This is a genomic window from Kitasatospora sp. NPDC001539 (assembly GCF_040298565.1).
Taxonomy (GTDB): Bacteria; Actinomycetota; Actinomycetes; order Streptomycetales; family Streptomycetaceae; genus Kitasatospora.
Map to the genome: position 1 here is coordinate 1 of NZ_JBEPAK010000229.1, position 11,246 is coordinate 11,246.

Sequence of the window (11,246 nt, forward strand, 5' to 3'; positions counted from 1 at the left end):
GCTGCAGGCCGTCGCAGGCGGCGACCAGCGCGGCGACGAGGTAGACCGGCCAGAGCAGCGAATGCGGCAGCAGGGCGTTGAGCAGCAGCAGTGCGCCTCGGCGAGTTCGGCGGCGAACGCCGGGTACCGCTCGTTGGAGGCCATGCCGAGGCGCAGCAGCGGCTCCTCGCCGTACTGGAGCTCGGTGACCGGCGCCAGCATCCCGGCCGCGACCCCGGCCGCCCCGCCACCGGGGGAGGGGTCGACCACGACCACGTTCCGCGACCCGCGCTGTGCGGCGCGCCACGCGACGGCGAGGCCGATGACGCCCCCGCCGATCACCAGCACGTCGGCGCGGACGCCTGAGGGCGAGCGTGACAAGGCTGCTCTTCTCCCTTCGCCGGTATGACCCGGATCAGGTTCGGACGGTCGCGGGCCGTGCCAGCCCGCCTCTCAGCCCGGTCCGCCGGGCTCCCGTGTGGTGCACCCACCTTAACGCCGGGGGTCGGCCCGGCCGAAGGCCCTCGGGCGACGCGGGACGGCCGAGCGGGGCGGGCGGCCGAGGGGCGGGCGGGCGCCAAGTGCCCGTTGCGGTGCTGAGTACAGTGACGGGCGTGGCAGAGCTGAGCGGAACGGATCGGGTGGTCGTCGTCGGGGCCGGGCTGGCCGGGGCGCAGTGCGCCCTGAAGCTGCGGCAGGGCGGCTGGCGGGGGCGGATCACGCTGGTCGGCGAGGAGACCCACGCGCCGTACGACCGGCCGCCGCTGTCCAAGGACGTGCTGCTCGGCAAGGCCGACGCCACCACCCTGGACATCGACTACGGGCAGCTCGGCATCGAGCTGCTCCTCGGCCGTCGCGCCACCGGCCTGGCCGCCGGCGTGCTGCGCACCGACGGCGGCGACCTCCCGTACGACGCGCTGGTGATCGCCACCGGCGCGACCCCGCGCGCACTGCCCGGCGCCGAGCGGGCGCACCTGCTGCACACCCTGGACGACGCCCTGGCGCTGCGCGCGCTGCTGCGCCCCGGGCTGCGGCTGGTGCTGGTCGGCGCGGGCTGGATCGGTGCCGAGGTGTCCACCGCCGCGCGGCAGGCCGGCTGCGAGGTGACCGTGGTGGAGGCCGGCCCGGCGCCGGTGCCGGGCGCCCTGCCGACCGCCGTCGGCACGGCGATGGCCGCCTGGTACGCCGAGGCCGGGGTCGAACTGCGCTGCGGGGTCGGGGTGGCCGCCGTCGAGGAGGGCGCGGTGCTGCTGGCGGACGGCTCGCACCTGGCCGCCGACGAGGTGGTGGTCGGCGTCGGCGCCCGGCCCGCGACCGGGTGGCTGGCGGGCTCGGGCGTCGAACTGGACGCGGCGGGCTCGGTGGTGGTGGACGAGCGGCTGCGCACCGGCCTGCCCGGGGTCTTCGCCGCCGGGGACTGCGTCAGCTACCCGTCGGCCCGCTCCGGCGCCCGGCTGGCCGTCCAGCACTGGGACCACGCGCTGCAGTCCGGCGAGGCCGCGGCCGCCGCGGTGCTCGGGGCGGACGCTCCCTACGACCCGGTGCCGTACTTCTGGTCCGAGCAGTTCGGGCGGATGGTCCAGTACGCCGGCCGGCACGCCGAGGGCGACGAGCTGCTGTGGCGCGGCAGCCCCCAGGACGCCGCCTGGTCGGTGCTCTGGCTGCGCGACGGGGTGCCGAGCGCGCTGCTGGCCGTGGACCGGCCGCGCGACCTCACCCAGGGGCGGAAGTTGATCGAGCGCGGCACGGCGGTGGACCGCGCCCTCGCCGCCGACCCCTCGGTGCCGCTGAAGTCGGCCGTCGCGGGGTAGCGGCTGGTGCGCGGCGGGCCGCCGAGGTGGCAGTCTGGTGGCGTGAGTGAGATCGAAAGCAAGATTGAAGCCCTGATCCCCGAGTGGATGTACCTGCCCGACATCTCGGAGCTGTGGGGAGTGCGGGTCACCGAGGTACGTGACCTGGTCCGCAACGGCGGGCTGATCGCCGTCCGGCGAGGCCCGAACAAGTCGCTGCAGGTCCCGGCGGCCTTCATCGAGGACAAGGGGCTGGTCAAGCACCTGTCCGGAACCCTGACCGTGCTGCGGGACTGCGGGTTCAGCGACGCGGAGATCCTGGAGTGGCTCTTCACCGAGGACCCGTCGCTGCCCGGCAGCCCGATCCAGGCGCTGCGCGAGAACCGCGGCACCGAGGTCAAGCGCCGCGCCCAGGCGATGCTCATCTGATGGCGGCGGACACGCTGCGCGACCGCCTGGCCGACGCCCGGCTGTACCTGTGCACGGACGCCCGCCGTGAGCAGGGCGACCTCGCCGAGTTCCTGGACGCCGCGCTGGCCGGCGGAGTGGACGTCGTCCAGCTCCGCGACAAGGGGCTGGAGGCCAAGCAGGAACTGGCGGCCCTGGAGGTCTTCGCCGACGCCTGCCGCCGCCACGGCAAGCTGCTGGCCGTCAACGACCGGGCCGACGTCGCCCACGCGGCCCGGCCGGACGTGCTGCACCTCGGCCAGGACGACCTGCCGGTGCCGGCCGCCCGGGCGATCCTCGGCGAGGACGTGCTGATCGGGCGCTCCTGCCACGCCGAGTCCGAGGTGGACGCGGCGATCGCGGAGCCGGGCGTGGACTACTTCTGCACCGGTCCGGTCTGGCCGACGCCTACCAAGCCGGGCCGCTTCGCACCGGGCCTCGGCCTGGTCTCGTACGCGGCGAAGCAGCCGACCGACCGGCCGTGGTTCGCGATCGGCGGGATCGACCTCGGCAACCTGGACGAGGTGCTGGCCGCCGGGGCCCGCCGGATCGTGGTGGTCCGCGCCGTCACCGCGGCGGAGGACCCGCGGGCGGCCGCCGCCGAGCTGTCCCGCCGGGTGCGCGCGGCGCTCTGACCGGCCGCCGGTCGAACGGACGGGCCCGCCATCGCCTCGGCGACCGGCGGGCCCGTCCCGTCGTCCGGTGCTGCCCGGGAACGGTCAGTACGTGCGGACGGTGGCGGCCTCGGCCAGCGCCAGCAGCACCGCCCGGGCCCGCTCGTCGGCGAGCGGCGCCGCCTCCAGCGCGCCCAGCGACTGCCGCATCAGCTCCTCGATCCGGCGCTCCACGAGCTCGGGCGCGCCGCTGCGGGCGACCAGGTCGCGCAGCTCGGTGACCTCCTCGGCGGCGAGGTCCGGCGCGCCGAGCCGGGCGTCCAGGTGCCGGGCGTCGGCGGGCGGCAGGGCGCGCATCGCGTGGGCGACCAGCAGGGTGCGCTTGCCCTCGCGCAGGTCGTCCCCGGCCGGCTTGCCGGTGACGGTGGGATCGCCGAAGACCCCGAGCAGGTCGTCCCGCAGCTGGAAGGCCTCGCCCAGCGGCAGCCCGAACGCCCCGAGGGCCTCGACCAGCTCCGTCCCGGCCCCGGCGAGCAGGGCGCCGACCTGCAGCGGCCGCTCGATCGTGTACTTCGCCGACTTGTAGTGCAGGACGGTCTGCGCGCGGTCCAGCGCGCCCCCGTCGGCCGAGTCGCCGGCCACCGGCTCCAGCACGTCCAGGTACTGGCCGACCATGACCTCGGTGCGCATCAGGTCGAACACCGGCTTGGCGGCCAGCACGGCGGCCGGGTCCAGTCCGGAGCGCAGGAACAGTTCGTCGCACCAGATCAGCAGCAGGTCGCCGAGCAGCACCGCGGCCGAGGCACCGTACTGCTCGCGGTCGCCGCGCCAGCCGCTGTCCCGGTGGAGGGCCTCGAAGCGGCGGTGGACCGACGGCAGGCCGCGGCGGGTGTCGCTGCGGTCCATCAGGTCGTCGTGCACCAGCGCGCTGGCCTGCAGCAGCTCCAGGGCGGCCGCCGCGGCGGCGATGCCCGCGTCGTCGGCGGGGCCGCCGGCACTGCGCCAGCCCCAGTAGCAGAAGGCGGGGCGCAGCCGCTTGCCGCCGTCCAGCAGGAAGTCGCGCAGCGCGTCGCAGGCGGGGCCCAGCTGGGGCGAGATCTTGCCGAGCAGCGCGGCCTGGCCGTCCATGAACGCGGCGAGGGCGTCGTTGACGCGGGCGCGGACGTCCTCCACGTCAATGGGGTTGGCCGGCCGGTTGCTGGACGAGGTCACGATGCTGCTCCGCTGGTTCGCTGGGGTGCAGCAAGCGTAGCGGGGGAGCCGGGAACGGGCGTGCGAGCGGGACGGCGGGGGCCGCCGGGAGCGGAGCGGAACGGGGTCCACCACGTGTCCCACATGGTGGAACCGGGTTGTCCGGCCCCTTCGAGAGCCGGATAACCTGCCAGCATGGCACTCGGCATCGCCTCCACGAGGTCGGACCGCGCACAGACGGTCCGCGACCTCCTGGCGGCCGGAAAGCGCTCCTTCTCCTTCGAGTTCATGCCGCCGCGCAGCGAGGCCGGCGAGCACAAGCTGTGGGACGCCATCCGTCGGCTCGAACCGCTGGACCCGAACTTCGTCTGCATGACGTACGGCGCCGGCGGCTCCTCGCGCGAGCGCACCGTCAACATGGTCGGCCGGATCGCCACCGAGACCACGCTCACCCCGGTCGCCCATCTGACCGCGGTGGACCACTCGACCGCCGAACTGCGCAACATCATCGGCCAGTACGCCGACCAGGGGGTGCGGAACATCCTCGCGGTCCGCGGCGACCCGCCCGGCGACCCGATGGGCGAGTGGGTCCGCCACCCGGACGGCGTCACCTACGCGTACGAGCTGGTCGAGCTGATCAAGGGGATCGGCGACTTCTGCGTCGGCGTCGCGGCCTCGCCGAACATGCACCCGCGCTCGGACAACTGGGACGACGACATCCGGCACTTCGTCGCCAAGGTCCGCTCCGGCGCCGACTACGCGATCACCCAGATGTTCTTCGAGGTCGACGACTACCTGCGGTTCCGCGACCGGGTGACGGCCGCGGGCTGCGAGACGCCGATCATCCCGGAGATCATGCCGGTGACCAACGCCAAGCAGCTGGAGCGCTTCCCGCAGCTCAGCGGGTCCGCCTTCCCGGTGGAGCTGGAGGCCCGGCTGCGGGCGGCCGTCGACGACCCGGCGGCGCTGCGGGCGATCGGCATGGAGCACGCCACCGTGATGGCCGAGCGCCTGCTCGCCGAGGGCGCGCCCGGCCTGCACTTCATCACGCTCAACCACTCGACGGCGACGCTGGAGATCTACCAGAACCTGGGGCTGCACCGGCGGTAGGGCCCCTTCGGCCGCTGTTCACGGGCCCGTCACCGTTCGGCGGTGGCGGGCCCGGTGACGTGCCCCGTCCGGCTGCGACCGGTGCCGCCGACGGCGGGAACGCGATGCGGTACCCGGGCCGTTGAACCGGTACAGTCGCCGCACACGCGCGGCGCGCGCGGGCACGCGACTGGAGGTAGCGCGCGGATGGGCATCGGATTCCTGCTCCTGTACGTCGCGTTGGCGGTGGTGGCGCTCTGGCTCGTCGCCGAGGTCCTGCTGCAGAACCGGGCCCCGCTGCACTGGCGGGTGGTCGCCCTGGTCGGCTTCCTCGGGGTGGCCGCCGGGATGGCGCTCGGCTCGGTCGTGGTGATCGGTGCCGGAGCCGCGTCCTTCGCCGTCGGCCAGGCCTTCGTCACCCTCTCGGTCAAGCGCGGCTACCGCACCGGCTGGTCCCTGCGCACGCCCGACGGCGGCCTGCCCGGCCCGCTCGCCAAGGTGCCGCTGCTCGGCGCCCTCACCGGCGGCGCGGCGGCGGTCGCGGCGGCCGCGGTGCCCGAGGAGCGGGTCGGCGAGGTCAGCGCGGTCGAGGAGCCGCCGGCCCCGGAGCCGGCCGCCGAGGACGCCCCGGAGGTCGAGCAGACCGCCGCCTTCGAGATGCAGGAACTGGCCCAGGACGGCGTCTACGCCCCCGCCTACTACGAGCAGTCGGCCCAGCAGCAGCCCCAGGACCCGTACGCCGCGGCCTACCAGTCCGGCTACGACCAGCAGCAGTGGCAGACCCAGCAGCAGCCCGCCTTCGCCTACGACCAGCAGCAGTCCTACGGCTACCCCCAGCAGCAGGACCCGTACGGCGGCTACCAGCAGGCCCACGACCCGTACGCGGGCTACCAGCAGCAACCGCACCAGCAGCAGGCCTGGGACCCGAACGCCCAGCAGCAGTGGCAGCCCCAGCCCGAGCAGCAGCACACCCAGGGCGTTCCGCAGCAGCCGGTGTACGACCAGGGCGGCTACGGCTACCAGCAGCAGCACACCTGGCAGCAGGGCTGACGCCCGGCCGTCGGCGTCACGCCGGACCGATCAGGCCGGCCGCGATGCAGGCGGACATCCCGGCGCGGGAGAGCCCGCCGCCCGGGTGGGCGTTGCCGCCGACCAGGTAGAGCCCGGGGACGGGCGACTCGTTGGCGGCCCTCAGCCACGAGCCCGCCGACCCGGCCAGGGCGGGGCGGGCGACGGCGCCGCCGAGGGCGCCGGTCTCCCGGCGGGTGTCCTCCGGGGTGCGGACCACCCGCCACAGCAGCCGCTCGCGCAGGCCGAGGCCGGCCGCGTCCACGTGGGCGAGCAGCCGGTCGGCGTAGCGGTCGGCGACGCCGGGGGCGGTCCAGTCGGTGTCACCCTGGGCGGGGACGGTCGCGGTCAGCACCACGCTCTCGTGGTCGTCGTCGGGCCGCAGCGCCGGGTCGTCCGGGCGCAGCACCTGCACGGTGGGGCGCTCGCAGGGCGGCCCCGCGAGGCTCAGGGCGCTCTCCTCGGCGGCCGGATCGGCCGCGTGCACCACCGTCCGGTGCGCGGTGCCCTCCGGGCGGCGCCCGCGCAGGGCCAGCAGCACGCTGAACCGGCCGGGCACCCCGTGCGGCCGCCACTCCTCGGGCGGCTTCCCCGGCCACTCGGCGAGGCCGTGCGCGAAGAGGGCGCCGGCGTCCATCGCCGACACCACCAGGTCCGCGTCGATCCGGCCGTCCGCGGTCTCGACCCCGCGCGTCCGACCGCCCTCGACCACCACCCGGGTGACGGGGGTGTCGAAGCGGAACCCGACCCGGCGCAGCTCGCAGCGGCGGAACACCGCCTCAGCGAGGGCTCGCAGACCGCCCCGGACGTACCAGACGCCGAAGGACTGCTCCATGTACGGCAGCACGGTGGCCCCGGCCGGGGTCCGCCCGGGGACGAAGCCGTGACGCAGCGCCGGCTCGGACAGCAGGGAGGTCAGGCCCGGGTGGCCGCCGAGCTCGCGCCGCGCCACGTCCGCCAGCGTCCACGGGCGCGGGCGGCGCAGCCGGGCCAGGCCGGTCCGGGGCGGCACGGGGTACGGGTCGGTCCCCAGGAAGCCCCGGTCGGCCGGGAGCGGCTCCTCCAGCAGCGGGCGCCGGGTGGCCTCCCAGACCGTCCGGCCGCGGTTCATCACCTCGCTCCAGCGGGCGCCGGAGCCCGCGCCGAAGACGGCGTCCAGGGCCTGGCTGACGCCGCCGCGCGAGGCGTTGGGCAGGGTGACGGCGGTGCCGTCGGGGAGCAGGTGCCGGCTCTCCGGGTCCACCGGGGCCAGCTCGACCAGCTGTTCCAGCGGCTCCTTGCCGGTCTTCAGCGCCAGGTCGCGGTAGACGGCCGGCAGCGGGAGCAGCCCGGGGCCGGTGTCGAAGGCGAAGCCGTCGCGCTCGTACCGGCCGACCATGCCGCCGTACGTGCCGCCCGCCTCGCAGACCGTCACCCGGTGGCCGAGGGTCGCCAGCCGGGAGGCCGCCGCGAGCCCGCTCATTCCTGCACCGATGACGACGATCTCTGCCATGGCCCGATCCTAGGGGCCCGTGCCGGGACCCCTGCCTGCGGGGCGACGCTCCGCAGGCCCGGCCGGGAGGCCCTGCACGGCGCCCGACTAGGGCTGCCCGGCCCGGACGCCCGCCCCGGTCGCCCCGGCCACCCCGGCCACCCCGGTCTTTCCGGCCGCCCGGGCCGCCCGGCGTTCGCGGCGGCGGGCCCGGAAGGCGCGGATCCTGCGGACCGCCAGCCGGACCAGCAGCAGGCCGACGGCCAGGACGGCGGCGGCGAGCGAGGCGGCCAGCCAGGGGTGGAAGATCGCCAGGGTGACCAGACCGGCCACCGAGAGGTCCTCCGCCACGCTGACCACGATGTTGCTGGCCGGCTCCGGCGAGGTGTTCACCGCCATCCGCAGCGAGGCCTTCACCAGGTGGCTGACCAGCGCCGTGGTGCCGCCCACCGCGCCGGCCGCGAGCTCGCCGAGCGAGCCCGGGTCGGCGCTCGCGATCAGCGCGCCCACGACGGCACCCGCGACCGGCCGGATCACGGTGTGCACGGCGTCCCAGACGGTGTCCACGTACGGGATCTTGTCGGCCACCGCCTCCAGCGCGAACAGCACCGCCGCCGCGATCAGCACGTCGGTGCGCTCGAGCGCGTGCGGCACGGACTCCGCGTCGGCGAATCGGCCCAGCAGGCCCAGCAGCAGCACCACCGCGTACGCGTTGACGCCGCTGGCCAGGCCGCTGGTGAAGATCAGCGGCAGGACCGTCATCGTGTCCCCCTCCTCGCACGTCCGTCGTCGGCCCGGTCGGCCGTCGCGGTCCCGGTGGGCGACTCCGGGAAAACCCTCGCCGGATCGCCCGGCACGCCGTACCGTACCGGGAGCCGGGACGCCGCGGACACCGCTGCGGTTCCGGCCCGGGCGGAGGCGGGCGGATCTGAGTACGGATACTCAGGTCCACGGTTGAGTAGTTCAGCGGATGGCCCGCGACCTGCCGGGACGGGAGAGTGGTGGCACCCGGGAGGGCGGCGCGTCGGGCGCCGGCCCGCCCGGGTGGCGGATCCGTCCGTCCCCCGGCCGGGAGGGCCCGGGGACGGCGGCGGAAGGTCCGCACGAGGGCCGGTCACGGACCCGCACCGCCGACACGGGGCGGCGGAGCGGGCCGGGGGGAGACCGGTCGCCGAGGGGGGACAGCGCCCCGCCTCCCGGTGGGGGGACGGCGGGGCGACGGCACACGGCGGCGGCGCGGCACGGGGGAAGGGCCCGCGCCCGCCGCCGGTACGCCGACCGGGCGGGGATTGTCAGTGGTGCCGTTCACGATGGTGGAGCACGGACCACCCGGTCCGCGCGCTGCCTCGGAACGGGGGAGACCATGACCATCAGCCGTCCTGAGCCCGTCACCGCCCGCCTCCACTCCGCCGCCCAGCCGCACGCCCCGGGTCCCTCCGGAGGGCGCCCGGCGGGCCGTGACGTCCATCCGGTGCTGCGCCGGATCACCGCGCCGCCCGCCGCCCTGGACCTGCTCTCCGACGCCCACCGGACGCTCACCCGAGCCCGCGCGCTGGAGGATCCGCTGGAGCGCTACGCCACCGCCCACCTCGCCGCGCTGCGCACCGTGGCCGCCGTGCTGGCCGTGCGCGGCCGGCCGGAGAAGAACCCGCGGCGGCGCAAGGCCATCCGCAGCGCCTGGGAGGTGCTGCCCGAGGTGGCCCCCGAGCTGGCCGAGTGGGCGGGGTACTACGGAGCCGGCGCCCGCCGCCGGGCCGCCGCCGAGGCCGGGATCCGGGGCGCCGCCTCGGCCCGCGACGCCGACGACCTGATCCGCAACTCCGCCCTGTTCCTGCGCCTGGTCGAGCGCCTGCTCGGCCTGCGGCCGACCCCGCCCGCCCCCAGGCTCCCGCTGGACGCCGACGACCCCCGGGCCTGACCGGCGCCCCGACGCCCGAGGCTTAAGGTGGAGGCATCCCGATCGAACCGCACGTGCCGAGGAGCCCCACCTTGTACCCGACGCGTCCCCGCAGCGCCCTGCGTACCGCCGTGGTGTGGGAGGTGGTGCGGGCAGCCCTGGAGAAGCGGGCGGCCGAGCTGGAGCAGCCGGTGCTGGACGTCGTCGACACCGGCGGCGGCACCGGCAACTTCGCCGTGCCGGTGGCCAAGCTCGGCCACCGGGTCACCGTGGTCGACCCGAGTCCCGACGCGCTGTTCGCGCTGGAGCGCCGGGCCGCCGAGGCCGGGGTGACGGACCTGGTGCGGGCCGTCCAGGGCGACACCCAGACGCTGCCCGAGCTGATCGCCCCCGGCACCGTGGACGCGGCGCTCTGCCACGGCGTGCTGGAGGTCGTGGACGACCCGGCCGAGTCGCTCGGCAGCCTGGCCGCCACGCTGCGCAAGGGCGGCCTGGTCAGCCTGCTGGCCGCCAACCGGAACGGCGCGGTCCTGGCCCGCGCGCTGGCGGGCCACTTCAACGAGGCCCGGACGGTGCTCTCCGCCGCCGACGGCCGCTGGGGCGCCCAGGATCCGATGCCGCGCCGCTTCACCGTCGAGGAGCTGGGCCGGCTGGCCGAGGGCGCCGGCCTGCGGGTCGAGTCGGTGCACGGCGTCCGGGTCTTCGCCGACCTGGTGCCCGGCGTCCTGGTGGACACCGAGCCCGGCGCGGTGGAGGCGCTGCTGAAGCTGGAGGAGGCCGCCGCCGAGCAGCCCGCCTTCCACGCCGTGGCCACCCAGCTGCACCTGCTGGCGACCCTGGCCTGACCCCCCGGGACCGCCCGCCGTCGTACGGTTCACCCGCCGTGCGGCGGCGGTTCGTTTCCCGGCCGGGCGCCGGTTCCCCCCGGCCCCACCCCGGTGCGCCCGCGAACCTCCCCAGCTTCCGGCCGATTCCATCGGATCGGGCACTTGTCCGGGCCGTCCCGCGTTCATCCGGGTGCGGCCCCGCCCGGTCGAAGTGGCCCGGCCCACGCGGCGCAGACCACCCCGTAACGGGCCCACGGACCGTATGATCTGGGTAAAGCCGGAAAGCATGACAGCCGGACGCGTGGGGCATATGGACGACACGGGCCGGGTCCCCCGCACAGGCGTCCGACCATGTGCCCCATGGCTGATTGGACTTGCCTCCCCGACCGGGGTGGCGGACCGGTCGCACCCGCGACCGACGAGTAGGAGGACTCCGTGCCGCTCTCGGAGCACGAGCAGCGACTGCTCGACCAGATGGAGCGAGCGCTGTATGCCGAAGATCCCAAATTCGCGTCGGCGCTCGAGGGAACCGGGCTGCGCACCTACACCCGTCGGCGGGTCTATCTGGCCATCGCCGGGTTCGTGGTGGGGGTCGGCCTGCTGATGGGCGGCATGGTCGTTCCGGACCAGATCTGGGTCAGCGTCGTCGGCTTCCTGGTGATGCTCGGCTGCGCGGTGTTCGCCGTCACCGGCTGGCGCCGGGGGCCCGCGGGTCAGGGTCCCGGCCCCCGGCAGGCCGCCGCCCCGCGCCGCAAGGCCGGGATGATGGACCGGGTGGAGCAGCGCTGGCAGCGCCGCAGGGACGAGCAGACCGGCGGGTTCTGAGCCGCGCGCACGCCGGGCGTGCGACGCACCACCAGGACGGAAGCCAAG

At 75.9% G+C, this 11,246-nt stretch carries 12 protein-coding genes and 1 riboswitch; of the genes, 8 read left to right on the forward strand and 4 right to left on the reverse strand.

The features are described from left to right. Window positions 1–327, reverse strand: a 327-nt coding sequence (locus tag ABT247_RS26795; RefSeq protein ID WP_350747022.1) for an FAD-dependent oxidoreductase, incomplete at its 3' end; no start/stop codon positions are given. Window positions 328–354: 27 nt separating this feature from the next. Next, a riboswitch (TPP riboswitch) is annotated at window positions 355–467 on the reverse strand. A gap of 117 nt (window positions 468–584) precedes the next feature. On the opposite strand from ABT247_RS26795, the gene ABT247_RS26800 reads away from it, so the two are divergent. The 3 genes from ABT247_RS26800 to thiE are packed head-to-tail and all read left to right on the forward strand — an operon-like array spanning window position 585 to window position 2,851. After that, a complete protein-coding gene (locus tag ABT247_RS26800) occupies window positions 585–1,790 on the forward strand; it encodes an NAD(P)/FAD-dependent oxidoreductase (RefSeq protein ID WP_350747052.1) in 1,206 nt (401 codons plus the stop codon). A 42-nt stretch (window positions 1,791–1,832) separates the two neighbouring features. Continuing rightward, window positions 1,833–2,198, forward strand: a complete 366-nt coding sequence (locus tag ABT247_RS26805; protein WP_350747025.1) for an Rv2175c family DNA-binding protein — start codon at window positions 1,833–1,835, stop codon at window positions 2,196–2,198. Beyond that, window positions 2,198–2,851, forward strand: coding sequence for a thiamine phosphate synthase (gene thiE / locus ABT247_RS26810; protein WP_350747028.1), 654 nt, complete (start codon window positions 2,198–2,200; stop codon window positions 2,849–2,851). The genes ABT247_RS26805 and thiE overlap by 1 nt, the downstream gene beginning before the upstream one ends. Window positions 2,852–2,935: 84 nt before the next feature. Here thiE and ABT247_RS26815 read toward each other — a convergent pair whose 3' ends face one another. Further along, window positions 2,936–4,042: a polyprenyl synthetase family protein gene (locus tag ABT247_RS26815; protein WP_350747030.1), complete on the reverse strand. Its 1,107-nt coding sequence runs from the start codon at window positions 4,040–4,042 to the stop codon at window positions 2,936–2,938. Window positions 4,043–4,216: 174 nt separating this feature from the next. Here ABT247_RS26815 and metF point away from each other — a divergent pair, with 174 nt between their 5' ends. Continuing rightward, window positions 4,217–5,131 (forward strand): methylenetetrahydrofolate reductase [NAD(P)H], encoded by a 915-nt coding sequence (gene metF / locus ABT247_RS26820; RefSeq protein WP_350747032.1) that lies wholly within the window; start codon window positions 4,217–4,219, stop codon window positions 5,129–5,131. A gap of 186 nt (window positions 5,132–5,317) precedes the next feature. After that, window positions 5,318–6,160 carry a hypothetical protein gene (locus tag ABT247_RS26825; RefSeq protein ID WP_350747035.1) on the forward strand — a complete coding sequence of 281 codons (843 nt, stop codon included), beginning with the start codon at window positions 5,318–5,320 and terminating at the stop codon, window positions 6,158–6,160. 16 nt (window positions 6,161–6,176) lie between these two features. Here the strand turns inward: ABT247_RS26825 and ABT247_RS26830 are convergent, their stop codons facing one another. Next, window positions 6,177–7,670, reverse strand: coding sequence for a phytoene desaturase family protein (locus ABT247_RS26830; protein ID WP_350747038.1), 1,494 nt, complete (start codon window positions 7,668–7,670; stop codon window positions 6,177–6,179). An 87-nt stretch (window positions 7,671–7,757) separates the two neighbouring features. Then, complete coding sequence (locus tag ABT247_RS26835) at window positions 7,758–8,411, reverse strand: DUF4126 domain-containing protein (protein ID WP_350747040.1); 654 nt, start codon at window positions 8,409–8,411, stop codon at window positions 7,758–7,760. Between the two features lie 601 nt (window positions 8,412–9,012). On the opposite strand from ABT247_RS26835, the gene ABT247_RS26840 reads away from it, so the two are divergent. The 3 genes from ABT247_RS26840 to ABT247_RS26850 all read left to right on the forward strand — a co-directional run bounded on the left by ABT247_RS26840 (window position 9,013) and on the right by ABT247_RS26850 (window position 11,198). Continuing rightward, window positions 9,013–9,567 (forward strand): SAV_6107 family HEPN domain-containing protein, encoded by a 555-nt coding sequence (locus ABT247_RS26840; RefSeq protein WP_350747043.1) that lies wholly within the window; start codon window positions 9,013–9,015, stop codon window positions 9,565–9,567. A 71-nt stretch (window positions 9,568–9,638) separates the two neighbouring features. Next, a complete protein-coding gene (locus ABT247_RS26845; protein WP_350747046.1) occupies window positions 9,639–10,391 on the forward strand; it encodes a methyltransferase domain-containing protein in 753 nt (250 codons plus the stop codon). 417 nt (window positions 10,392–10,808) lie between these two features. Then, entirely contained in the window at window positions 10,809–11,198 is a 390-nt protein-coding gene (locus ABT247_RS26850) for an SCO2097 family morphological protein (RefSeq protein ID WP_350747049.1), read from the forward strand. The last annotated feature ends 48 nt before the right edge of the window (window positions 11,199–11,246 follow it).